Source organism: Streptomyces ortus (assembly GCF_026341275.1).
In the GTDB taxonomy this organism is placed as follows: domain Bacteria; phylum Actinomycetota; class Actinomycetes; order Streptomycetales; family Streptomycetaceae; genus Streptomyces; species Streptomyces ortus.
Genome location: NZ_JAIFZO010000002.1, coordinates 5,291,220 through 5,315,060 on the forward strand (window position 1 = coordinate 5,291,220; position 23,841 = coordinate 5,315,060).

Below are 23,841 nucleotides of genomic sequence, written 5' to 3' on the forward strand. Positions count from 1 at the left end.
CAGCATCCATCAAAGGAACTGGAGACCTCCAGCATGACCCATGACCCCCGTACCGCGCTGCTGTCCGCAGCGCTGGACGCTGCACAACGTGGGTGGCACGTCTTTCCGCTGCGTCCCGGCACGAAGCGGCCCGCTCTGCATGGGGCGGACCGGTGCCGCACCACCGGCGACTGCTCCCGCGGCCACCTGAAGTGGCAGGAACGGGCGACCGTCGACCCGCACCGCATCACCCTGTGCTGGGAGACCAGCCCTGCGAACATCGGTCTCGCCACCGGCCCCTCCGGGTTGGTCGTCGTCGACCTGGACGTGCCCAAGAACCAGGACAACGGCAACGGCAGTGCGGACGCGCCTGACGGCGCGACGACCTTTGAGGCGCTCTGCGAGCGCACCGGGCACTCCGTTCCCACCACCTACCGGGTCCGGACCGCGAGCGGCGGACAGCACCTGTACTTCACCGCCCCGGTCGGCGTCCGGTTGGGCAACACCGCGGGCACCCTCGCGCCCCTGGTCGACACTCGGGCGTGGGGTGGGTACGTCGTGGCCGCGGGCAGCGTCACCCCGGGCGGCTCGTACGAGACCGTCAACGACACCGCCCCGGTGCTCCTGCCGGGATGGCTGCTGGAGTTGCTGGAACCCGCCCCCGCCCGCCCCGCGGTGCCATTGCGGCTGCCTGCGGTCGACGGCAGCCGCGCGGCTCTGGCCGCACTGGAAGCCGAATGCGCGACCGTGGCCGCGGCGCCGGAGAAGCAGGGCAACATCACGTTGAACCGGTGCGCGTTCAAGGTGGGGCGGTTCGTCGCGTGGGGCGACCTCCCCCGGCACGTGGCAGAAGAAGCCTTCCAAGCGGCTGGAGAGGCGCGGGGACTCACCGCTGCGGAGTGCCGGAGCACGATCCGCAGTGCTCTGGACAGTTCCCTGCGCAAGGTCCGGCCCCGGGAGACGGCATGAACACCCCTCCCCGCCCTCCCTTGGAAGGCCAACAGGTGGCGAGCGGCCCGCACCCCGCCGAACCAGCCGCACTCGGGCCGGTCGTGGGCGAGCCGAAAGGCGCCGCCCGTCAGGGCGTCCGCACTGCTCTTCGCCCTGACCCGCAGACCGAAGACGGCCGGTACCCCATCGCGTGGCTGACCATCTGCGCCCCGCGCGGTGCAGTGCCCACCGCCACCTCGAAATGCCTGTGCGGACGTGACCGCAGCGCGGTCGGCAAAGCCCGCGTGCTCACCCTGATCACCGACCACGAAACCCACCGCGACCACTGCCCGCTCCGCACCGCACAGGAAGGGAGGGCCGCCGCATGAGCGACACCATCGACGGCGCCGCGCTGCTCAACGAGGTGGAAGCCTTCCACCGCCGCTTCAACGTCTTCCCCACCGAAGCTGCCTACGTCGCGGTCGCGCTGTGGGACGCGCACGCCCACCTGCTGGACTGCTTCGACTCCACGCCCCGGCTCGCCTTCCTCTCCCCGGAGCCCGGGTCGGGGAAGTCGCGTGCGCTGGAGATCGTGGAAACCCTCGTGCCGGAGCCGATGACGGCGGTCAACGCGTCCGCCGCCGCTCTGTTCCGCTCGGTGTCGAACCCGAACGGGCGGCCCACGATCCTGTTCGACGAGATCGACACCGTCTTCGGGCCCAAGGCAGGCGACAACGAGGAACTGCGCGGGTTCCTCAACGCGGGTCACCGCCGGACCGGGGTCACCTACCGGTGCATCGGAGACGGCGGCAACCAGACCGTCCAGGCGTTCCCCTCGTACTGCGGGGTCGCGGTCGCCGGACTCGGCAACCTCCCCGACACGATCATGACCCGCTCCATCATCATCCGCATGCGCCGGCGGGCCCGTAACGAGCGCATCGAACCTTTCCGCGCCCGTCTGCACGAGGCCGAGGGGCACGCGCTGCGCGACCGGCTCGCCAAGTGGGCCGAGCACGCCCGGGGGTTCGTTATGGGGGCATGGCCGGAGATGCCCGACGGCGTCTCCGACCGGCCGGCGGACGTGTGGGAATCCCTGCTCGCCATCGCAGACGCCGCAGGCGGCGACTGGCCCAAGCGGGCACGGGAAGCGTGCGTGACGCTGGTGACCGCGTCCAAGACCAACGACAAAGGAAGCCTCGGGGTCCGGCTGCTGACCGACCTGCGCGATCACGTCATGGTCGGCATCGACCGCCTGCCCACCATCGCCATCCTGGATCGGCTCAACGCCCTCGACGACGCACCATGGGCCGACTTGAACGGCAAGCCGCTCGACAGCCGGCGCCTGTCGAAGATGCTCGCGGAGTACATGACGTCGGACACGGAGCCGATCGCGTCCCGCAACATCAAGACTGCCGGGAGCGTCCTCAAGGGCTACTACGCCACCGATCTGCACGACGCGTGGGGCCGCTACTGCCCCCCAACCCCGGAAAGTCCGCTACCTCCGCTACCGGGCACCGAAAACCTGGCCTGACCTGCGATAACGCGGTAGCGGCAACCACCCACGGTTGCCGCTACCGCCCCGCTACCCATCCGCTACCGCTACCCCTTCCCGCTACCCCGAACAGGCCCCTGACCTGCGAGGTAGCGGCGGTAGCGGAAGTAGCGCCCCTCAGAGGGCCCCCGAAGGACAGTCCTAGAGGAGACCTTTCGATGAGCATCGCCGCTGTGGACACCGCACCGCTCGCTGAGGCCAGCGACCCGGCCCCGGTCCTCCTGACCGTCGTAGAGGCCGCCCGCTGCCTCCGAGTCGGCCGCACCACCTGCTTCGCCCTCATCCGCGCCGGAGAACTGGAATCCCTGATGGTCGGCGGACTCCGGCGCGTCCCCGCCGACGCTCCGGCCGCCTACCTCGCACGCCGCCGCGCTGAGCAGCGCGCCGCCTGATCGCCTCACACCGGGACGCCACCTCGCACCGAGGTGGCGTCCCGGGCTGTTTCCACATCATCCTGAAGGAGTCCGCCCGTGGCGGAAGACAAGAAGCGCACCCGACAGCCCAACGGCCGGTCGTCCATCTACCAGAGCAAAGACGGCAAGTGGCACGGCCGCGTTACCGTCGGCATCCGCGACGACGGCACCCCGGACCGCCGCCACGTCGAACGCAAGACCCGCGCCGAAGTGACAGCCGCCGTACGCGAGTTGGAGAAGCAGCGCGACGCAAAGACCATGAAGAAGCCCGGCAAGGCATGGACGGTCAAGACGTGGCTGACGCACTGGATCGAGAACGTTGCGTCCCTCGCAGTGAACGACAACACGATGGTCGGGTACGGCGTCGCCGTGCGGAAGCACCTGATCCCCGGCTTGGGCGCTCACCGGCTCGACAGGCTCAAGCCCGAGCACATCGAAACGTTCTACGCCAAGATGCAGGCCAATGGCAGTAAGCCCGCGACCGCTCACCAGGTGCACCGAACCTTGCGCACCGCCCTCAATGAGGCCGTGCGGCGGGGGCATCTCGGCAAGAACCCCGTCCAGTTGGCCAAGGCGCCGAAAACGGGGGAGTACGAAGTGGAGCCCTACAGCGTCCACGAGGTGCAGCGGTTGCTCAAGGCCGCTAGCCAGAACCGCAACTCCGCTCGCTGGGCCGTCGCTCTTGCGCTCGGACTGAGGCAAGGGGAAGTGCTCGGTCTGAGGTGGGAGGACGTGGACCTTGACGGCGGGTTCCTCGTAGTCCGCCGTAGTCGTCACCGCCCGCAGTACGCCCACGGGTGCGTGGAACCCTGCGGGCGTAAGGCCGCCGGGTACTGCCCTCAAAAGCGACGCACGAACCCGGAACTGTCCACCACCAAATCGCGCGCTGGCCGCCGCGCCGTCGGTCTTCCCGAACAGCTCGTTGACCTACTCCGTGCCCATCTCAAGGCACAGGAAGGGGAGCGGGCGGCGGCCGGCAAGCGCTGGGAGGAGAACAGGTTGGTCTTCCCGGATGAACACGGCCGTAGCCCGTCCCACCGCCGGGATTGGGCTGAGTGGAAGGCTCTTCTGGCAGAGGCGAAGGTCCGTGACGGCCGTCTGCACGACGCGCGCCACACAGCCGCCACCGTTCTGCTCATCCTTGGGGTTCCGGAGCGCGCAGTCATGGGCCTCATGGGCTGGTCGACTACTGCCATGGCTGCTCGATACCAGCACATGGTCGACAGCGTTCGGAGCGGTATTGCCACGCAAGTTGACACGCTGATCTGGAGCAAGGACGGGAAGCCTGATGTAGAGCGATCAGACGAAAACTGACGGACAGATGTTGTAGCCTGCTCTCATCGGCCAGTCCAAACAGTTAGCGGCCGATCTAGACAAGGAAGTTCGTCCACGGCAGACGATGGCTGCCGATGAGTAGGACGGGCGTCAAGCGGGCGTTGGCAGCGCTAACCCGCTTGACTGGATTTGATAGACGCGTCTCTGTGTACGCAGGCAGGCTGCCGAGTAGTGTCTATGAGTTCTGTCGCCATCGGGCAGTCTCAACCGAAGCAACCCATGAAATTAGTGGGGCGGCTCGGTTGAGAGCTGCCCCGCGCACGCTCCTTTCCGGCTGCCCCTTCCTCGAAGGAAACGGAAGGAAAGTGGAGTGAGCAGCAAGATCGTCGCAGTCATTGCCATCGCGCTCGTGGTAGGGCTGATCTTCGGCATCGGCGCGTATGCCTGGACACGCAACCCCACGGATGCCATGGCGATGTTTGGTGTCGGGTTGTTCGGCGTTGCCATGCTGGGGATGACCATCATCGTTGCCACGTAGGGCCAATCGCCAGGGCGGCTAAACGAGCCCGTGTGGAGCCCGGCAGCGGCCACGGCAGAGATGGCAACTGAGACGGGAAATGAGACGAGCACGCGAAAGGGGCGACACCTCGCGAGGGTGCCGCCCCTTCGTTCTGCCTGGTCAGGCCAGGTAGAGGCCGTGGCGGGAATTGAACCCACGTGCCTCGCTTTGCAGGCGAGTCCCTAAGCCACTCGGGCACACGGCCAAGCTTGAGTCCGGTGGAGCGGTGTTCGCGTGGTCGTTCCGGACTCGTTGTGTCGACCGTACGGGGCGGGGTGGGGGCGGCCAAGAGGTTCGTGGGGGCCGCAACGGGACTGCCATGCCGCGTTCACAAAGGGCGCGTGGTGCAGGTCGTACGACCAAGGTCTCAGGGCAGGGCCGTCTTTCGACAGGGGTCAATGTCGGTCTAGCCCCTTACCCTGGCGGACATGACCTCCCTGGAACCGGGCGACACCGGAGTCGCCGCCACCCCGAGCGCACCGAGCGAGGACGACGCCCAGGACGGCGTGCTCAGCCGTCCGTACCGGGCGCTGAGCATCGGGATCGTCTCCGTCGTGCTGCTGATCGCCTTCGAGGCGACGGCCGTCGGGACGGCCATGCCGGTGGCGGCCCGGGAGCTCGACGGGATCTCGCTGTACGCGTTCGCGTTCTCCGGGTACTTCACGACGAGCCTGTTCGGCATGGTGCTGGCCGGGCAGTGGTCCGACCGGGCCGGCCCGCTGGGGTCCCTCACCGCGGGGATCGGGGCCTTCGCGGCGGGGCTGCTGCTGTCCGGAACGGCCGGCGCCATGTGGCTGTTCATCCTCGGCCGGGCCGTACAGGGCCTGGGCGGCGGGCTCGTGATCGTCGCGCTGTACGTGGTCGTCGGAAGGGCCTACCCGGCACGGCTGCGCCCGTCGATCATGGCGGCGTTCGCGGCGAGCTGGGTCGTCCCCTCCATCGTCGGCCCCCTCGCGTCCGGCGCGGTGACCGAGCACCTCGGCTGGCGCTGGGTCTTCGTCGGCGTACCCGTGCTGGTCCTCCTGCCGCTGGCGCTCGCGCTGCCGCAGATACGCGGACGGGCGTCCGGACCGGAGGAGGGCACCCTGCCCGCGCCCTTCGACCGGCGGCGCATCCGGCTGGCGCTGGGCATCTCCGCGGGCGCGGGACTGCTGCAGTACGCCGCCCAGGACCTGCGGTGGCTGTCCCTGATCCCCGGTGTGGCGGGAGCCGCGCTGCTCGTCCCCGCGGTGCTCGGGCTGCTGCCGCGCGGCACCTACCTGGCGGCGCGCGGGCTTCCGTCCGTGGTGCTGCTGCGTGGTGTGGCGGCCGGGTCCTTCATCGCGGCGGAGTCCTTCGTACCGCTGATGCTGGTCACCGAGCGGGGCCTGTCGCCGACGCTCGCCGGGTTCTCCCTCGCGGCCGGCGGCGGCACCTGGGCGCTGGGCTCCTTCGTACAGGCGAGGGCGCGCGTGGAGCCGTACCGGGAGCGGCTGATGATGCTGGGCATGGTGCTGACCGCCGCCGCCATAGCCGCCGCGCCGGCCGTGCTGATCGACGGGGTGCCGGTGTGGACGGTGGCGGTGGCCTGGGCGTTCGGCTGCTTCGGCATGGGTCTGGTGATCTCCTCCACCAGCGTCCTCCTGCTCCAGCTCTCCGCCCCCGGCCAGGCGGGCAACAACTCCGCCGCCCTGCAGATGTCCGACGGCCTCGCCAACGTCCTGCTCCTCGCCGCGGGCGGCGCGGCCTTCGCGGCGCTCGGCGGCGGCACGGTCACCCATACGGCCACGCAGGCCTCCGGCGGGCACCCGGCCGCGTTCGTGGCGGTGTTCCTGCCGATGGCGGGGGTGGCGCTGGTGGGGGCGTGGGTGACGACACGGCTGCGGGTTCCGTCGGCACCGTGAACCGCCGTAGCCGCCACAGCCGCCGTGAGCCGCCGCGCGCCGATGTGAGCTGAGTCCCATCCACGGGTGACCCCGCCTCGTCCGCGCGTTGACGTTCACGGGGCGCCGGTAGGGTGGCCCGGTTGTCATACGCAGCCGTCGTCCTACGCAGCCGTCGTCCTGCACAGCCGTCGTCATAAGCAACCGAGCCGCTCGACCACCCCACGGAGACCGTGACTACCACCGCCGCTTCCGCCGCCTCTTCGCACCACCTGTCGCCCGCGTTTCCCGGGCGGGCCCCCTGGGGCACCGCCAGCAAGCTGCGTGCCTGGCAGCAGGGGGCGATGGAGCGGTACCTCCAGGAGCAGCCGCGTGACTTTCTCGCCGTCGCGACCCCCGGCGCCGGCAAGACGACCTTCGCGCTGACGCTCGCGTCATGGCTGCTGCACCACCATGTCGTGCAGCAGGTGACCGTGGTCGCGCCGACCGAGCATCTGAAGAAGCAGTGGGCGGAGGCGGCGGCGCGGATAGGGATCAAGCTGGATCCCGAGTACAGCGCGGGCCCGCTCAGCAAGGAGTACCAGGGCGTCGCCGTGACCTACGCCGGTGTCGGCGTGCGGCCCATGCTCCACCGCAACCGCTGCGAGCAGCGCAAGACCCTCGTCATCCTCGACGAGATCCACCACGCCGGCGACTCCAAGTCCTGGGGCGAGGCGTGCCTGGAGGCCTTCGAGCCCGCGACCCGCCGGCTCGCCCTCACCGGTACGCCGTTCCGTTCCGACACGAACCCCATCCCCTTCGTCGCGTACGAGGAGGGCAACGACGGAATCCGCCGCTCCGCCGCCGACTACACCTACGGCTACGGCTCCGCCCTCGGCGACGGCGTCGTGCGGCCCGTCATCTTCCTCTCCTACAGCGGCAACATGCGCTGGCGTACGAAGGCGGGGGACGAGATCGCCGCCCGGCTCGGCGAGCCGATGACCAAGGACGCCGTCAGCCAGGCCTGGCGCACCGCCCTCGACCCGCGCGGCGAGTGGATGCCCAGCGTGCTGCGCGCCGCCGACCAGCGGCTGACCGAGGTCCGCAAGGGCATCCCGGACGCCGGCGCCCTCGTCATCGCCTCCGACCAGGACTCCGCCCGCGCCTACGCCAAGCTCATCCGCGAGATCACCGGCACCAAGGCCACCCTCGTCCTGTCCGACGACACCGGCGCCTCGAACCGGATCGACGAGTTCAGCCACAGCGAGGACCGCTGGATGGTCGCCGTGCGCATGGTGTCCGAGGGCGTCGACGTACCGCGCCTCGCCGTGGGCGTGTACGCGACCACCATCTCGACCCCCCTCTTCTTCGCCCAGGCCGTCGGCCGCTTCGTACGGTCCAGGCGGCGCGGCGAGACCGCGTCCGTCTTCCTGCCGACCGTCCCCGACCTCCTCACCTTCGCCAACGAGATGGAGGTCGAGCGCGACCACGCCCTCGACAAGCCCAAGAAGGAGACCGAGGAGGACCCGTACGCCGAATCCGAGAAGGAGATGGAGGAGGCGAACAAGGAGCAGGACGAGGACACCGGCGAGCAGGAGGAGTTCTCCTTCGAGGCGCTGGAGTCCGAGGCCGTCTTCGACCGGGTCCTCTACGACGGCGCCGAGTTCGGGATGCAGGCCCACCCGGGAAGCGCGGAGGAGCAGGACTACCTCGGCATCCCCGGCCTCCTCGAACCCGACCAGGTGCAGCTCCTCCTCCAGAAGCGCCAGGCCCGGCAGATCGCGCACAGCCGCAAGAAGCCGGACGAGGAGGCAGACCTCCTCGAACTGCCCGCCGAGCGGCGCCCCGTGGTCTCCCACAAGGAGATGCTGGAGCTGCGCAAGAAGCTCAACACCATGGTCGGCGCGTACGTCCACCAGAGCGGCAAGCCCCACGGCGTGATCCACACCGAGCTGCGCCGCGTCTGCGGGGGCCCGCCGAGCGCGGAGGCGACCGCCGGGCAGCTGCGCCAGCGCATCGAGAAGGTGCAGGAGTGGGCCACGCGGATGCGGTGAAGTGACCACCACGCGCCCGTACGTCGACACGAGCGCCCGTGCCGTCGATGGCACGGGAGCTCGTGTGCGCTCTGTATGAGGTCGGTGTACTCCAGGTGGCCTGAGCTGCTCAGATACTGCCAAAAGTGGATCAAACCACGGGTAACCAGGGGCGGTATGTGCCTGCGCATGACCGGATTCTGGACGGAGCCTTCCGCTGAGCGAACCAGCTCGCTACTGTCCCCGCTACGCACACGCCCCGTGGCAGCGCCGCCGCGGAGCGCAGCCGGTGCCAGCCCGGGAGTACCCGGGACGCAGCCGACCGGCGGCCTCTGACGCGCGTCGCCGATGGGACCGGTGACGCGTCCGCCTCGCAGGGGGTCGCCGACTCTCACCACTAAGGAGTGGGCGTCGTGACCGCGGAAACCTCCCAGACGCTCGACCGGGGACTGCGTGTCCTCAAGCTGCTCGCCGACACCGACCACGGTCTGACCGTCACCGAGCTGTCCAACAAACTCGGAGTCAACCGGACCGTTGTGTACCGGTTGCTCGCCACGCTCGAACAGCACGCCCTCGTACGCCGGGACCTGGGCGGCCGGGCCCGGGTCGGGCTCGGGGTGCTGCGGCTCGGCCGGCAGGTGCATCCGCTGGTGCGCGAGGCCGCGCTGCCCGCGTTGCGGTCGCTGGCCGAGGACATCGGGGCGACCGCCCATCTCACGCTGGTCGACGGTACGGAGGCGCTCGCCGTCGCCGTGGTCGAGCCGACGTGGACGGACTACCACGTGGCGTACCGCGCGGGGTTCCGGCATCCGCTGGAGCGGGGGGCCGCCGGGAAGGCGATCCTCGCCGCGCGGGCCGGGGGCGCGGACGGCGAACTCGGTTACACGCTGACGCACGGGGAGCTGGAGGCCGGGGCGAGCGGGGCCGCGGCGGCGCTGGTCGGTGTGACGGGGGTGGAGGGGAGCGTGGGGGTGGTGATGCTGGCGGACGCGGTGCCTGAGCGGGTGGGGCCGCGGGTTGTCGACGCTGCGCGTGAGGTGGCTGACGCGTTGCGGTGACCGGCCTCGCGCCGTTCCCCGTGCCCTGGGCCGCCACGTACTGCGCCGTTCCCCGCGCCCGCGCCCCTGACAGGCTAAAGACCAAAAGATTGCGCCGTTCCCCGCGCCCCTGAAAGATTGCGCCGTTCCCCGCGCCCCTTGAAGACTGCGCCGTTCCCCGCGCCCCTTGAGGTGCGGGCGTGGGTGGGGGTGTTGCTCTCCGTTAGATTGATCCTGTGCCTTTTCGACTCTCCGGTCTCTCCCGGCTCCAGGCCGTCGCCGCGTGCGCCGTGCCCCTCGTGGGGCTGTTCGCCGTGGCGGTGTTCGCGCCGTTGCCCTTCTCGTTGGCGCAGCCCGGTATGACCGCGGATGTCCTCGGCGAGAACAAGGGTGACCCGGTGATCACGATCTCCGGCGCGAAGGCCCGCGAGACGAGCGGGCAGCTGCGGATGACGACCATCGAGGCGACGGCCCCGGACACGGACGTCAGCCTCGGCGACGTGCTCGACGGCTGGTTCCGTACGGACCGTGCCGTGATGCCCCGCGACGCGGTCTACCCGAGCGGCGACAGCGTCAAGGAGATCGAGGAGTACAACGCCGAGGAGATGAGGAAGTCCCAGGACACCGCCACCGAGGCGGCGCTGAACCAGCTCGGCGAGCGGTCGGACGACATCGAGGTCACGCTGAAGCTCGCCGACGTGGGCGGTCCGAGCGCCGGGCTCCTCTTCTCCCTCGGCATCGTCGACAAGCTGGACGGCGACGGCAGCGGCGGCGACCTCACGGGCGGCCGGATCATCGCGGGTACGGGCACGATCGACGCCGACGGGAAGGTCGGCGCGGTCGGGGGAGTGGCCCTGAAGACGCAGGCGGCCCGCCGCGACGGCGCGACCGTCTTCCTGGTACCGAAGGCGGAGTGCGCGGACGCCAGGTCGGAGCTGCCGAAGGGGCTTCGCCTCATCCCCGTGACCACCCTCAAGGGCGCCGTCGACGACCTGGTGGCCCTGGAGAAGGACAAAGGCTCCGTCCCCTCCTGCTAGGCCCCCTCTTGGTAGGCCCCCTCCTGCTGGGCCCCCTCTCCTGCGGGGCCCCGCCCCTCACCCCTCCTTCACGAAGCCCTCCGCCTTCATCCAGTCCAGGGCCACCGCGTGCGGGTCCTCCCCGTCGACGTCCACCTTGGCGTTCAGCTCCTGCGCCACGTCGTTGTCGAGCCGCTTCGTGATCGGGGCCAGCACCTCGGCGATCGCCGGATACTTCTTCAGGGCCTTGGAGTTGATCGACGGAGCCACGTTGTAGTTGGGGAAGAACTTCTTGTCGTCCGCCATCACGGCGAGGTTCATCGACTTGATCCGCCCGTCGGTGGTGAAGACCTCCCCGTACGTACAACTCCCCTTGCGCACCTGGGTGTAGATGATCCCGGTGTCCATCTGTGTGATGTTCCCGCTCGGCAGTCTCATGCCGTAGGCCTTCTCCATGCCCGGCAGCCCGTCGGCCCGGTTGGCGAACTCGCTCTCCACGCAGACCGAGACGGCCTTGGGGTCCTTCTTGGCGAGGGCGGCCACGTCGGAGAGCGTCTTCGTGCCGTACTTCTTGTAGTTGGCCTGGTTCATGGCGAGCGCGTACGTGTTGTTCAGCTTCGAGGGGGCCAGCCACGTCAGCCCGTTCTTCCGGTCGGCGTCGCGCACGGCCTCCCACTGCTTCTGCGGGTCCGCGATGGGATCGCTGTTGCCCAGGTAGGTGATCCAGGCGGTGCCCGTGTACTCGTAACCGGCGTCGGCGTCCCCGTTCTTGACCGCTTCCCGGGAGCCGATGGAGCCCTGGATGCCCGTACGGTCCAGCACCTCGGCGCCGGCCGCCTGGAACGCGATGCCCATGATCGCGCCCAGGACGAGCTGCTCGGTGAACTCCTTGGAGGTCACGGTCAGCTTGGCACCCTCGAGGGGGCGCCCCTTCCCGACCGACCCCGGCCGCACGTCGTCGACCATGGGCGAACCGCTGGTCAGCCCGCACCCGGAGACCACCACCAGCAGGGCGAACGCCGCCACCGGCCCCGTAACCCGTCGTCTCATGAGCCCGCCTCCAGTCCGCGCGGGCTGAGCAGCAGCTCGGCCAGTGACGCCAGCCAGTCGACCAGCAGGGCCAGTGCGACGGTCAGGATCGAGCCGAGGACCAGCACCGGCATCCGCTGATTGGTGATCCCGGTCGTGATCAGCACGCCCAGACCGCCGCCTCCGCCGAACGTGGCGAGCGTCGCCGTGCCCACGTTCAGGACGAGCGCGGTCCGTACGCCGGCCAGGATCAGCGGTACGGCCAGCGGGAGTTCGATGCGGCCCAGCACACCCAGCGGGGACATGCCGATTCCCCGGGCGGCCTCCAGGAGCGTCGGGTCGTTCGCCTTCAGCCCGGCGATCGTGTTGGACAGGACGGGCAGGACGGCGTACGCGATGATGCCGATCAGCGCCGCCCTGCGGCCGATGCCCAGCCAGATCACCAGCAGGGCCAGCAGCCCGATCGCGGGCGTGGCCTGCCCCATGTTGGCGAAGGTCATGGCCACCGGGGTCGCCTTGCGCAGGGCCCCGCGCGTCAGCAGGATGCCCAGCGGAATCGCGATGATCAGCACGAAGAAGGTGGAGATCACGGTCAGCTCGATGTGCTGGCGCAGCGCCTTCCACACCTGCCCGTTGCTGAGCGCGTTCTCGGAGAGGGGGTCGAGGTCCGCCTGGCGGAACCAGAGCCAGGTGCAGAGCAGTCCGACGACGAGCACGGTCGGCAGAAGGGTCAGCTTCAGCCAACTGATCCTGCCGGCCGGGGACTTGGCGGCCACCACGGCGAGCTCCTCGTCGAAGGCGGCCTCCCGCCCGGCTTCCGGCCCGACACCCCCGACGTCCCCGGCACCAGGACGGGAACCCCCGCGCTCCGTACGGGTGCCCCGGTCGTCCCGGTCACCCGCGTCGCCATCGCGACCGGCCTCGGGGCCGCTCACGCCTCGCCCTCCCCGCCGCCACCCGCACCCTCCTGCTCCTGACGGGAACCCTCATGGCGGCTCTGCTCGGTGCGGGCCTCCTCCAGCTCGTGCTGGTGCTCCATCGCGTCGAGCCGGTCGGCCTCCAGCATCTCCTGCACGGAGTTCATCAGCGTCTCCATGTCCACCACGCCGGTGTACTCGCCGCGCCGCCCGGTCACCACGACCCGCCCCGCATTGTCCGTGAGCACGGCCTCCAGCGCGTCCCGCAGCGTCGCGTCCCTGGTCACGGTGTCGTTCACCGGTGTGCCGGCGCGGGCCAGCGAGCCCCGGGCCCGCATGAGATCGCCGCGCCGCAGCCACTTGTAGGGCCGCCCCCGCCGGTCGAGGAGCAGGATCTCGTTCGTACCGCTCGCCCGGACCTTGTTGAAGATCTCCTGCAGTGGATCGTCGACGGTCACCGTCGGATACTCGGTGATCTCCACATCCCGTACGCGCGTCAGGTTCAGCCGCTTCAGGGCGGCACCGGCGCCCACGAACCCGGACACGAAGTCGTCGGCGGGGTTGGTGAGGATCGCCTCCGGGGTGTCGAACTGCGCGATGTGCGACTGCTCGCGCAGCACCGCGATCCGGTCACCGAGCTTGATGGCCTCGTCGAAGTCGTGCGTGACGAAAACAATGGTCTTGTGCAGCTCGTGCTGCAGCCGAATCAACTCGTCCTGCAGGTGATCACGAGTGATCGGATCGACGGCACCGAACGGCTCGTCCATCAGCAGCACGGGCGGATCGGCGGCCAACGCCCGCGCCACGCCCACCCGCTGCTGTTGCCCGCCGGACAGTTGCCGCGGATACCGCCCGTGGAACTCGCCCGGATCGAGCCCCACCAGATCGAGCATCTCCTCGATGCGCGCGGCGACCCGCGCCTTCGACCAGCCGACCATCTTCGGCACGAGCCCGATGTTCTGGGCGACCGTCATGTGCGGGAAGAGCCCCGAGGACTGGATGGCGTACCCGATCTTCCGTCGCAGTTTGACGGGATCCATGTGGGTGACGTCCTCGCCTCCGATGCGGATCCGCCCGCCCGTGGGCTCGATCAGCCGGTTGATCATTTTCAGCGTGGTGGACTTCCCGCACCCGGAGGGCCCGACCAGCACCACCAGCTCACCGGCGTTGATCTCCATGTTGACGCTGTCCACCGCGGGATCGGCGCTCCCCGGATACCGCTTGCTCAGACTCTCCAGCCGGATGGTGGCCCCGGTGGCGTCGCGCCCACCCCCACCCTCCCGCGCCCCTTCCACGGTCCCTGCTGCTGTCTCAGACACGAATCCCCCTAGGGATGGTCAGCCGTCCGATGAGGACGTACGCGGCATCGAACAGCAGCGCCAGGACGATGATCCCGAGCGTGCCCGCGAGGACTTGGTTGAGCGCGTTCTTGCTGCCCAGGGAGGCGATACCGCGGAAGATCTCATTGCCGAGACCCGGCCCCGAGGCGTACGCGGCGATCGCGGCGATGCCCATCAGCATCTGCGTGGAGACCCGGATCCCGGTCAGGATCGGCGGCCAGGCCAACGGCAGTTCGACGCGTACGAGCCGGGCGAGCCGCGACATCCCGATGCCGGTCGCCGCGTCCACCAGCGACGGGTCGACCCCGCGCAGCCCGACGATCGAGTTCCGCACGATGGGCAGCAGCCCGTACAGGGTCAGGGCGATCACCGTGGGCGGCACACCCAGTCCCACCACCGGGATCAGCAGACCGATCATGGCGAGCGAGGGAATGGTCAGCAGGGTCGCCGTGGTGATCGTGGCGAGGTTCCCGGCCCAGTCGCTGCGATAGGTGACCACGCCGATCACCACCCCTACGACCGTGGCGACGACCATGCACTGGAAGACGGCGCTGGCGTGCTGAAAGGCATCGGCGAGGAGCTGCTGATGACGACTGCCGAGGTACTCCCAGAAGTTCACCCGCTGTCACCCCACTCGGTAGCCCAGTCGTTCAGCCGTCACCGTCCCGCGCCGCCTGCTCCACCAGCGGAATGACCCGCAGCGGAACGGGGTTCTCCATGACGATCGCCGTGGAGGCCCGGACGATGCCATCAAAACCGACAACCCGGTCGATCACCCGTTGAAGATCGGCGTTGGAGCGAGCCACGAGCCGGCACAGCATGTCCCCGCCGCCCGTGGTCGTGTGCAGCTCCAGCACCTCGGGCACGGTCGCCAAGTGCGCCCGTACGTCCGTGCCTTGACCCTGCCGGATCTGGAGGGTCGCGAAAGCGGTGACGGGATATCCGAGGGCCGTGGGATCCACCTGCGGGCCGAATCCCCGGATGACGCCATTCGACTGAAGGCGGTCCAGCCGCGCCTGCACGGTCCCGCGCGCGACCCCGAGCCGACGGGACATCTCCAGCACACCGATCCGCGGCTCCTCGGCCAGCAGCACGAGAAGCCGCCCGTCCAAACGATCGATCCCCACAAACACCTCCGCGATGGTCACCCTGTACAAGAAGTAGTCGCAACCCGCCCCTCCACTGAACATATTGCCCAGCCGAATCGCAAACTGTTGCGCACCTTGCTGAAGGGCGAGAGTCTGCGCCCATGACGCAGACCACGCACCACACCCCTCACACCGCGCGGCAGGCAGACCCCTTCCCGGTCAAGGGAATGGACGCGGTCGTCTTCGCCGTGGGCAACGCCAAACAGGCGGCGCACTACTACTCCACGGCCTTCGGCATGCAACTCGTCGCGTACTCCGGACCGGAGAACGGCAGCCGGGAGACGGCAAGCTACGTCCTGGAGAACGGCTCGGCCCGTTTCGTCTTCACCTCGGTCATCAAGCCCGCCACCCCCTGGGGCCACTTCCTCTCCGAGCACGTGGCGGAGCACGGCGACGGAGTGGTGGACCTCGCCATCGAGGTCCCGGACGCACGCGCGGCCTTCGCGTACGCCGTGGAACACGGAGCGACCCCCCTCACCGAGCCGTACGACGTCAAGGACGAGCACGGCACGGTGGTCCTCGCCGCGATCGCCACGTACGGCAAGACCCGCCACACCCTGGTCGAGCGCACGGGTTACGAGGGCCCGTACCTCCCCGGCTACATGGCCGCCGCCCCGATCGTCGAGCCCCCCGCCCGGCGCACCTTCCAGGCCGTCGACCACTGCGTGGGCAACGTGGAACTCGGCCGGATGAACGAATGGGTCGGCTTCTACAACAAGGTCATGGGCTTCACGAACATGAAGGAGTTCGTGGGGGACGACATCGCCACCGAGTACAGCGCTCTGATGTCGAAGGTCGTGGCCGACGGCACGCTCAAGGTCAAGTTCCCGATCAACGAGCCCGCCATCGCCAAGAAGAAGTCCCAGATCGACGAGTACCTGGAGTTCTACGGCGGCGCGGGCGTCCAGCACATCGCCCTGAACACCAACGACATCGTCAACACGGTCCGCACGATGCGCGCGGCGGGCGTCCAGTTCCTCGACACCCCGGACTCCTACTACGACACTCTCGGCGAATGGGCGGGCGAGACGAGGGTCCCCGTGGAAACACTCCGCGAACTGAAGATCCTCGTGGACCGGGACGAGGACGGCTACCTGCTCCAGATCTTCACCAAGCCGGTCCAGGACAGGCCGACGGTCTTCTTCGAGATGATCGAACGCCACGGCTCCATGGGCTTCGGCAAGGGCAACTTCAAGGCCCTCTTCGAGGCGATCGAACGAGAGCAGGAACGCCGAGGCAACCTCTAAATTCTCTCCCCCCGGAGACGGCCCGCACCCCCCCAGACATGGCGGGAGCGGGCCGTGCCGGTACGTCGCAGACATGGCGGGAGCGGGCCGTGCCGGTACGTCGCGGTCCGCCGCATAGGGCTCCTGCAAACGACGGCAACCCTCCTCCTTACGGCGGTACACCCGGGAGGCGGCGGACGCGACGTACCGGCACGGCCCCGACCCACCCACTACCGCCGCGCGCTTCCGCCCTCGCCCCCACCCTCGTCGCCGCCCCGCTTCCAGGCACAGGCGCACGACCAGGCGCACGCACAGCCGACGGTCACCAACTCTCTCCAGAGCCCGCAAAGCCACGCACCAAGAGCGGCGAGAACACCGGACTGGATCCGGCAGCGCTTCCCCGGGCGCCGCCGGCCTCGAGCCGCTCCCCACTCCCCCGCTCGATCACCCCCGGTGAAACGAGTACAGGGCAACCCGCGCCCCACCCCCACGCACCCGGTCCGTGGCCCGCGTCGCGAACCCGACCGCCTCCTTGTCCTTCCCGTCCCGATGCAACGCCCACCCCAGCGCATCGGCCACGGCCGCCGACGGATGCCGGGCCCACTCACCCCGCAACCGCCGCACCGCATCACCCGCATCCCCGTGGTCGGCCTCGAAGAGCCCGAGCACCAGCTCCTCGTCCACACCGACCGCGTCCCCCTCCCGCACCCGAGCCCGCAACACGTCGTACTGGGCCCGCGCGGCCCCGCCCAGCCCCAGCGACTCGTACAACTCGCCCAACTCCAGCGCGTACCGCGGCAACGGCTGCTTCGCCAGGGCGGACTGATACGCGAGCAGCGCCTCCGAGTCCCGCCCCAGCGCGGCCAGCGCCCGCCCCTGCCCGGCCCGCGCCGCATGCTCCCCGGGATCGGCCCGCAGCGCGGCCTCGAACGCCCGCAGCGACTCGGCGGCCTCCCCGCGTTCCCACGCCGACTCCCCGACCCGCACCAGGCAGTCGGCCCGCTCGGCGGGGGTGGCGGCGAGCGCCGCCGCATCGGACAGAGCTGCGGCGGAATCCTCCCGCCACCCCCGGTCCCGGTACACCAGCCCGGCCCGCACCAACACCTGCGCCGCCGGCCCGCTCCCCGACGCCCGGCTCCCCGAGGCCCCGTTACCCGACGCCCCGCCCCCCGAGGGAAGCTCGACCAGCTTGGCCAGAGCGCGCCGAGCACCCTTGTAGTCCCCGAGCCCCCGATACGCGTCGATCAGCGCCGGATACACGGACCACCGCTTCGGCGAGGAGGCCACGGCCGCCTCCCCCCACTCCCGCGCGGCCCGGAAGTCGCGCCGCGTGTTGGCGAGCACGGCCATCCCCCGGAACGCCTCGGTGTTCCCCTTCGGCCGCCCTTTCAACGACGTACGCAACGCGGCGTCGGCCTTCGGGTAGAACCCCGGCTCGGCGGTCCGCCGCCCCCGCTCCACATACGCCGTGCCCAGCTCGGCCCACGACCGCACATCACCCGGATGGGCCCGCAGATGCGCCTCGCGGTCACCGATCAGCGCGACGAGATCGGGCAACGAGGCGGGCGCCCCGGACCCCACGGCCGTCACGGCCCGTGCCATGGGCCCGGGGGAGGGCGGCGGCCGACGACCGCCGTCGGGCAGCACGACGAGCACGCCCCCCAGCACGAAGCACCCCAGGACGGCCCCGACCAACACCCGCCGCACCAGAACCGCACGCCGCCCCGCGGACTCCGTCCGCACGCCACCGGCCCCAGAAACCTCAGTACCGCCGGCCACGGCACCGTCCGTGCCGCTCTCCACACCGCTGTCCATGTCGATCACTGTGCGTCAATAGGAAGAGCACACCCGCCCACCACCCCGGCACGGAAAGCCCCGCGCGGGCGGGGTTCACACCGATGGCCCCGAGTGCGACGCTGTGATCATGAGCCGTATCGAAGCCCGACCCGATGAAGACACCGTGGCGGTGGGCAGCGCCCCCGAACGTCTCACTCAAAACCCCACCCAAGACCTCACCCAAAACCCCACTCAACACCTCGCGCAAACCCTCACCGAACGCCTCCTCACGGGCCTGCCGCCCGAGGCGGTCCTCACCGACCCGGACATCACCGGCTCGTACGCCAACGACATGGCCAGCTTCTGCGAGGCGGGCACCCCCGCGGTCGTGGTGCTGCCGCGCACGGTCGAACAGGTCCAGCACGTCATGCGCACCGCGACCGAGCTGCGTATCCCGGTGGTCCCGCAGGGCGCCCGCACCGGCCTCTCGGGGGCGGCCAACGCCTCCGACGGCTGCGTCGTGCTGTCCCTGACCAAGATGGACCGCATCCTGGAGATCAGCCCCGTGGACCGGATCGCGGTGGTCGAGCCGGGCGTCATCAACGCCACGCTCTCCCGCGCCGTCAACGAACACGGCCTCTACTACCCGCCGGACCCCTCCAGCTGGGAGATGTGCACCATCGGCGGCAACATCGGCACGGCCTCGGGCGGCCTGTGCTGTGTGAAGTACGGAGTGACGGCGGAGTACGTACTGGGCCTGGACGTCGTCCTCGCCGACGGCCGTCTGCTGTCCACCGGCCGCCGCACGGCGAAGGGAGTGGCCGGCTACGACCTGACGCGCCTCTTCGTCGGCTCGGAGGGCTCACTCGGCATCGTCGTACGGGCCACCCTCGCGCTGAAACCCCAGCCGCCCCAACAGCTGGTCCTGGCGGCGGAGTTCCCCTCGGGGGCGGCTGCCTGCGACGCGGTCTGCCGGATCATGGAGGGCGGCCATGTGCCGTCCCTCCTCGAACTGATGGACCGCACCACGGTGAAGGCCGTCAACGACATGGCGCACATGGGTCTCCCGGAGAGCACCGAGGCCCTGCTCCTCGCCGCCTTCGACACCCACGACCCCGCAGCGGACCTCGCCGCGGTGGGCGCGCTCTGCGAGGCGGCGGGCGCCACCCAGGTCGTACCCGCGGAGGACGCTGCCGAGTCGGAACTGCTGCTCCAGGCCCGCCGGCTGTCCCTGACGGGCCTTGAGGCGGTGAAGGGCACGACGATGATCGACGACGTGTGCGTACCGCGCTCCCGGCTCGCCGAGATGCTCGAAGGGGTCGACCGGATCGCCGAGAAGTACCGGCTGACCATCGGAGTCGTGGCCCACGCCGGCGACGGCAACACCCACCCGACGGTCTGCTTCGACGCGAGCGACCCCGACGAGTCCCGGCGCGCCCGGGAGTCCTTCGACGAGATCATGGCCCTCGGCCTGGAACTCGGCGGCACGATCACCGGCGAGCACGGTGTGGGCGTCCTCAAGAAGGAGTGGCTGGCCCGCGAGATCGGCCCGGTGGGCATCGAGATGCAACGGGCGGTGAAAACGGCCTTCGACCCCCTGGGCATCCTGAACCCCGGAAAACTCTTCTGACAGCCCCTTCCCCCTGGCTCCTCTCCTCCCCTCATCCCCCTCATCCCCTCGTTCCCCTCCTCCCTCTCACTCCCCGTCCTGGGACTCGTCCGAGGGCCACGGGTCGCTCAGCCACAGCTCGTCGACCGGAGCGGGCATGAGCAGCTCGGCGAGGCCGTCGTCGATACCGAGCCGGTCGGCCTCGGTGCCCGGCGGGACCGCCCGCAGGGTGCGCTCCAGCCACGCCGACACCTGCGCGGCGGGCGCTTCGAGCAGCGCGTCCCCGTCGGGTGAACTCAGCGCCATCAGCACGACCCCGCGCCCGCCGACCTTCGTCGGCCACGCCCGCACGTCCCCGTGCCCGCACGGCCGGAACACCCCCTCGACGAGCAGTTCCCGCGCGAAGGTCCAGCTCACGGGGTGGTCGGTGCCGATGTGGAAGGTGACGTGCACGGCGTACGGATCGTCGCTGCGGTAACTCAGCCGGGCCTGCACGGGAATGCTGTGCTCGGGGGACAGCACCAGCTTGAGCTCCAGCTCCCGCTCCACCACAGCCAGGTCGCGGTGCCTGCCGTCGTCCCTGCCGTCGTCCCTGTCGTTGTTCAGATCGTTGTTCACATTGTTCACGTCGTTGCTCATGGGTCCGCTTCCTCTCGCGTCCGGGACCCGAAGAGCGGGCCCGTACGAGTGGAGAGGCCGTTGAGGCCCGAGCATTACGCCGTTTCGGAGAACTTTTTCGCACGGCTCCCGGGACCGGGACGCCTATACCGCGCGCGGCCGGAAAAGGTGCGGGAACCTTGCCCGAAGGGGGTAGGTACATCAGGAGCGGCAGTGGCGGTTGCGCCCGTCTGATAGATGTGGACGCTCAACACGACCCCCGAGCAGATACGGGACGACGGACATGAGCGCCCCAACCCCGGCCCCCGGCGACGACAGGCCCCGCGAGGGGTACTACCCGGACCCGTCCATTCCTGGATATGTCCGGTACTGGAACGGTGCCGCCTGGGTGCCGGGCACCAGCCGCCCGGCGCCCGGCGGCGACCCGGCCGCCGTACCGGCCTCACCTGCCTCGCCTGTGAACGCGCAGCCCGCACCCGTGTCCACGGAGGAGACGGGCCCGCACTTCTTCGACGAGGACCCGCCCGCCGCGGGCCCCTCACCCGCCGAGGCCCAGCACGGCAACCGCCCCGAACCGGCCACCGCGTGGGGCGCCGACCGCTCCCGGCAGACGGGCTTCGGCGGCGACCCGGACCGCCGGGTCCGCTGGGGTTCGCCGGACCCGCGCGTACCGGCACAGTCCGCGCAGCCCGCCGTCCAGCCCGTCCAACCCGCGCAGTCGGCCGCGCAGCCCGACGGCAGGTCGGACCACACGGACGGTACGGCCACGTTCCAGGACGCCGACTCCGAAGGGGAAGCCGGGGCGCCCGTGGCTCCCCCCTCCGGCGGCACGGTCGTCTTCCGCAGGCCCACGGGGCCGGTACGCCCCACGGGTGCCGCCGGTACGGCGGGTGCCTCGGGCGCGGCGGGATCGGCCGGCGCCATGGGGGCCGGTCGCGCGCACGTCGCGGGCGCGTCCGGAGCGGCGCGCGCGCAGACCCCGGCCACGGGGGCCGCGGCCTCCGGCGTCCCCGGCTCCCGCGAACCCGTCGTCGCCGAGGGCACGATGAGCTTCGGACGGACGCCGCAGGGATCGGCGCAGCAGCACGGTACGCAGCCGCCGCCGTCCCCCGCCGCCCCGGAGCCCGTGGCCCCACAGCCCGCGGCGCCCCAGTCCGCCGTAACTCCTCAGCCCGTAACCCCTCAGCCCGTAACCCCTCAGCCCGTTCCCCCGCAGGCTGTTCCTCCGCAGGCCGCCGCGCAGGCGCCGATGAGCGCGGGGCAGGGCGGTGGGCAGCCCTCCTGGGCGCAGCAGGTGCACCGCCTGGCCGGGCCGGACGAGGACCAGCCCGTCGTGCCGTGGAAGCCGGTGCGGGAGGATCCGTTCCAGTCGGTGGTCCGCTCCCAGGCGGAGGCGCGTCCGGCGGGGCTCGGCAAGCGGTTCGCCGCCCGCTTCGTGGACACGCTCGTGCTGGCCGCGGTCACCGGCGCGGTCGCGGTTCCGCTGGGCACCAGGGCGCTGGACCACGTCAACGAGAAGATCGACGCGGCCAAGCTCTCCGGCGAGACGGTCACGGTGTGGCTGCTGGACGGCACGACCGCTCTCTACCTCGGCATCGTCCTCGCCGTCCTGATCGTCTTCGGTGTCCTCTACGAGGCTCTGCCGAACGCCAAGTGGGGCCGCACCCTCGGGAAGAAGCTGTTCGGCCTCCAGGTGCGGGACATCGAGGGAGTCGAACCGCCGTCGTTCGGCCTGGCCCTGCGTCGCTGGCTCGTCTACAGCGTCCCGTGCCTTCTCCTCATCGGTGTCGTGGGCGTCGTGTGGGGCCTGTTCGACCGCCCGTGGCGCCAGTGCTGGCACGACAAGGCGGCCCATACGTTCGTCGCGGGCTGACGTTCGACGGCCTCGGGTCGACGGCTGCGGGCTGACGCGTTCGGCGGATACCCCGGACGGCCGCCACCCGTTGCGAAGCCGTGGGGTTCGGGGTCCACTCTGGTCATGACCACCGAGCCGCCGCCCCCTCCGGACGACGATCCGTTCCAGAAGCCGCCGGACGAGGACCCGTTCAAGAAGCAGCAGCCGCCTCAGCAGTCACAGCCGCCGCAGCCGCCACCCGGTCAGAGCGGCGGCTCCCCGTACGGCGCCGCGCCGCCACCGCCCGGTGCCACGCCACCGCCCTACGGCGGCGGGGCCGGCGACCCCTACGGCGGGGGCCCGTACACCAACGACCCGCTCGCCGGGATGCCGCCGCTCGCCGACAGCGGCAGACGCGTCCTCGCGCGGATCATCGACATGATCCTCGTCGTCATCGTGGTGTGGCTGCTGACCTGGGGTTTCGGGGTCAGCGAGTACGACGTGGACACGGACAAGATCCAGTACGGCAAGTCCTTCGGGCAGTCGCTGATCGCGCTGCTGCTCTACGTCGGGTACGACACCTTCCTGACCACCAGGTCGGGTCAGACACTCGGCAAGAAGTGGCTGCACCTGCGGGTGGCGAACCTCGACAACGGCTCCACACCCTCCGTGCAGACCTCGCTGGTCCGCGCGCTGGTGCTGTGGGTGCCCTTCGCGTTCTGCTGCGCGTGCATCTGGACCGCCATCGCGGGCGGCTGGAGCTTCTTCGACAAGCCGTACAAGCAGGGGCTGCACGACAAGGCGGCCAAAACGGTAGTGGTCAGCACCGCCTGAGCCGCCCGCCACGCGGCCACCCGCCACCTGCCACCCGCCACACGCCACGCGCCGCCCGACGGCAGACGGGCGGCGAACGGCGGCAGGCGGGCGGCGGGCAGCCGGCCGGACGCGGACTCAGGCGCGTTCGCGTACCGGCTCGGACGCGCTCGCGGCGGCGACGGTCTCGCGCCGCGCCGAGATCTGAGGTTCCGCGACGCGCTGATCCGCGACGCGCTGGTCCGGAACGCGCTGTTCCGTCGTGGCGGCGACGCGTGCGGGGACCGTCATGGCCACCAGAAGACCGAGCACGAGGGCGGAGAGCGCGATGATCACGACTCCCAGGCCCGAACTCGTCTGTGACAGCAGCAGCATGGCGAGCGTGGAGAAGAGCACGGTGCAGGAACCGTAGGCGAGCTGTGCGGCGGTCGGACGAGGCATGGCAGTTCCGTCCTCGGGTATGGGGGTCTCCCCCCGGTGCCTCTCGCATGGGGGAGGTGCGAATAGATAGCAAGGCTGCGACAACGGTGTCGCTTGGCAAATCGCCGGATATCCGGCGCGCCGCCAACCGACTCTATTGGCCTGTCTGCCCGAGGGGAACGAGCAGTAAGCGTGACCTAACCCACGGTGCCGGTGCACAGGGGGCGCACGGAATCATGGCTTCTGCCAACCCGTCTTCCCAACGCGCCTGTTGAGCGGTACACGGATCTCCGCGAGCGGACCGGTACCGGAACGCGACCCCTGGTCGGCCGATGCATAGCTCACTTGACCTGTCCAAGTCAAGGTCTGTCTTTTCTCGGCCAACTCCGATCGAATGTCGTCACTTGTGACGCGCATAGAGCGCGCGCGGACTCCATAACCTGGACACCCTCCTTCCGCGCGCCCGGGCGTGAGGG

At 70.2% G+C, this 23,841-nt stretch carries 22 protein-coding genes and 1 tRNA gene; 14 read left to right on the forward strand and 9 right to left on the reverse strand.

Annotated features, from left to right (window positions below):
- Positions 1 to 33 precede the first annotated feature (33 nt).
- The 6 genes from K3769_RS26765 (at position 34) to K3769_RS26790 (ending at position 4,687) form a co-directional block, all read left to right on the forward strand.
- A complete protein-coding gene (locus K3769_RS26765; protein WP_267028838.1) occupies positions 34 to 948 on the forward strand; it encodes a bifunctional DNA primase/polymerase in 915 nt (304 codons plus the stop codon).
- Entirely contained in the window at positions 945 to 1,298 is a 354-nt protein-coding gene (locus K3769_RS26770; RefSeq protein WP_267028839.1) for a hypothetical protein, read from the forward strand. The genes K3769_RS26765 and K3769_RS26770 overlap by 4 nt, the downstream gene beginning before the upstream one ends.
- Complete coding sequence (locus K3769_RS26775) at positions 1,295 to 2,440, forward strand: DUF3631 domain-containing protein (RefSeq protein ID WP_267028840.1); 1,146 nt, start codon at positions 1,295 to 1,297, stop codon at positions 2,438 to 2,440. The genes K3769_RS26770 and K3769_RS26775 overlap by 4 nt, the downstream gene beginning before the upstream one ends.
- A gap of 179 nt (positions 2,441 to 2,619) precedes the next feature.
- Positions 2,620 to 2,853 carry an excisionase family DNA-binding protein gene (locus K3769_RS26780; protein ID WP_267028841.1) on the forward strand — a complete coding sequence of 78 codons (234 nt, stop codon included), beginning with the start codon at positions 2,620 to 2,622 and terminating at the stop codon, positions 2,851 to 2,853.
- A gap of 78 nt (positions 2,854 to 2,931) precedes the next feature.
- Positions 2,932 to 4,188: a tyrosine-type recombinase/integrase gene (locus K3769_RS26785; protein ID WP_267028842.1), complete on the forward strand. Its 1,257-nt coding sequence runs from the start codon at positions 2,932 to 2,934 to the stop codon at positions 4,186 to 4,188.
- 331 nt (positions 4,189 to 4,519) lie between these two features.
- Positions 4,520 to 4,687, forward strand: coding sequence for a hypothetical protein (locus K3769_RS26790; protein WP_267028843.1), 168 nt, complete (start codon positions 4,520 to 4,522; stop codon positions 4,685 to 4,687).
- Positions 4,688 to 4,841: 154 nt separating this feature from the next.
- Here K3769_RS26790 and K3769_RS26795 read toward each other — a convergent pair.
- Positions 4,842 to 4,913: transfer RNA gene (locus K3769_RS26795), tRNA-Cys, on the reverse strand.
- A 223-nt stretch (positions 4,914 to 5,136) separates the two neighbouring features.
- On the opposite strand from K3769_RS26795, the gene K3769_RS26800 reads away from it, so the two are divergent.
- The 4 genes from K3769_RS26800 (at position 5,137) to K3769_RS26815 (ending at position 10,656) form a co-directional block, all read left to right on the forward strand.
- Positions 5,137 to 6,591, forward strand: coding sequence for an MFS transporter (locus tag K3769_RS26800; protein WP_267028844.1), 1,455 nt, complete (start codon positions 5,137 to 5,139; stop codon positions 6,589 to 6,591).
- A 212-nt stretch (positions 6,592 to 6,803) separates the two neighbouring features.
- The gene (locus tag K3769_RS26805) at positions 6,804 to 8,603 is read left to right on the forward strand and encodes a DEAD/DEAH box helicase (protein WP_267028845.1); all 1,800 of its coding nucleotides are present in this window, start codon (positions 6,804 to 6,806) and stop codon (positions 8,601 to 8,603) included.
- A 392-nt stretch (positions 8,604 to 8,995) separates the two neighbouring features.
- The gene (locus K3769_RS26810; protein WP_107015962.1) at positions 8,996 to 9,640 is read left to right on the forward strand and encodes an IclR family transcriptional regulator; all 645 of its coding nucleotides are present in this window, start codon (positions 8,996 to 8,998) and stop codon (positions 9,638 to 9,640) included.
- A 215-nt stretch (positions 9,641 to 9,855) separates the two neighbouring features.
- The gene (locus K3769_RS26815) at positions 9,856 to 10,656 is read left to right on the forward strand and encodes a S16 family serine protease (RefSeq protein ID WP_267028846.1); all 801 of its coding nucleotides are present in this window, start codon (positions 9,856 to 9,858) and stop codon (positions 10,654 to 10,656) included.
- A gap of 57 nt (positions 10,657 to 10,713) precedes the next feature.
- Here K3769_RS26815 and K3769_RS26820 read toward each other — a convergent pair whose 3' ends face one another.
- From K3769_RS26820 to K3769_RS26840, 5 genes are all read right to left on the reverse strand, one after another.
- Positions 10,714 to 11,685 carry a glycine betaine ABC transporter substrate-binding protein gene (locus tag K3769_RS26820; RefSeq protein WP_267028847.1) on the reverse strand — a complete coding sequence of 324 codons (972 nt, stop codon included), beginning with the start codon at positions 11,683 to 11,685 and terminating at the stop codon, positions 10,714 to 10,716.
- Positions 11,682 to 12,443 (reverse strand): ABC transporter permease, encoded by a 762-nt coding sequence (locus K3769_RS26825; RefSeq protein WP_267031559.1) that lies wholly within the window; start codon positions 12,441 to 12,443, stop codon positions 11,682 to 11,684. Before K3769_RS26825 ends, K3769_RS26820 begins: the two co-directional genes overlap by 4 nt.
- 152 nt (positions 12,444 to 12,595) lie before the next feature.
- Complete coding sequence (locus K3769_RS26830; RefSeq protein ID WP_372515038.1) at positions 12,596 to 13,900, reverse strand: betaine/proline/choline family ABC transporter ATP-binding protein; 1,305 nt, start codon at positions 13,898 to 13,900, stop codon at positions 12,596 to 12,598.
- Entirely contained in the window at positions 13,893 to 14,540 is a 648-nt protein-coding gene (locus K3769_RS26835) for an ABC transporter permease (protein ID WP_107015967.1), read from the reverse strand. The genes K3769_RS26830 and K3769_RS26835 overlap by 8 nt, the downstream gene beginning before the upstream one ends.
- 31 nt (positions 14,541 to 14,571) lie before the next feature.
- Positions 14,572 to 15,048 (reverse strand): Lrp/AsnC family transcriptional regulator, encoded by a 477-nt coding sequence (locus tag K3769_RS26840; protein WP_267028848.1) that lies wholly within the window; start codon positions 15,046 to 15,048, stop codon positions 14,572 to 14,574.
- Positions 15,049 to 15,170: 122 nt separating this feature from the next.
- Between K3769_RS26840 and hppD the strand changes: the two genes are divergently transcribed.
- The gene (hppD, locus tag K3769_RS26845) at positions 15,171 to 16,316 is read left to right on the forward strand and encodes a 4-hydroxyphenylpyruvate dioxygenase (protein WP_267028849.1); all 1,146 of its coding nucleotides are present in this window, start codon (positions 15,171 to 15,173) and stop codon (positions 16,314 to 16,316) included.
- Positions 16,317 to 16,739: 423 nt separating this feature from the next.
- Here hppD and K3769_RS26850 read toward each other — a convergent pair whose 3' ends face one another.
- Positions 16,740 to 18,110, reverse strand: coding sequence for a tetratricopeptide repeat protein (locus K3769_RS26850; protein WP_372515039.1), 1,371 nt, complete (start codon positions 18,108 to 18,110; stop codon positions 16,740 to 16,742).
- 109 nt (positions 18,111 to 18,219) lie between these two features.
- Here K3769_RS26850 and K3769_RS26855 point away from each other — a divergent pair, with 109 nt between their 5' ends.
- A complete protein-coding gene (locus K3769_RS26855) occupies positions 18,220 to 19,701 on the forward strand; it encodes an FAD-binding oxidoreductase (RefSeq protein ID WP_267028850.1) in 1,482 nt (493 codons plus the stop codon).
- Between the two features lie 66 nt (positions 19,702 to 19,767).
- Here K3769_RS26855 and K3769_RS26860 read toward each other — a convergent pair whose 3' ends face one another.
- Positions 19,768 to 20,319, reverse strand: coding sequence for an SsgA family sporulation/cell division regulator (locus K3769_RS26860; protein ID WP_267028851.1), 552 nt, complete (start codon positions 20,317 to 20,319; stop codon positions 19,768 to 19,770).
- 262 nt (positions 20,320 to 20,581) lie between these two features.
- Between K3769_RS26860 and K3769_RS26865 the strand changes: the two genes are divergently transcribed.
- Complete coding sequence (locus K3769_RS26865; RefSeq protein WP_267028852.1) at positions 20,582 to 22,171, forward strand: RDD family protein; 1,590 nt, start codon at positions 20,582 to 20,584, stop codon at positions 22,169 to 22,171.
- Between the two features lie 105 nt (positions 22,172 to 22,276).
- Positions 22,277 to 22,966, forward strand: coding sequence for an RDD family protein (locus tag K3769_RS26870; RefSeq protein ID WP_267028853.1), 690 nt, complete (start codon positions 22,277 to 22,279; stop codon positions 22,964 to 22,966).
- A gap of 117 nt (positions 22,967 to 23,083) precedes the next feature.
- Here K3769_RS26870 and K3769_RS26875 read toward each other — a convergent pair whose 3' ends face one another.
- Entirely contained in the window at positions 23,084 to 23,386 is a 303-nt protein-coding gene (locus K3769_RS26875; protein WP_267028854.1) for a hypothetical protein, read from the reverse strand.
- Positions 23,387 to 23,841: the final 455 nt, after the last annotated feature.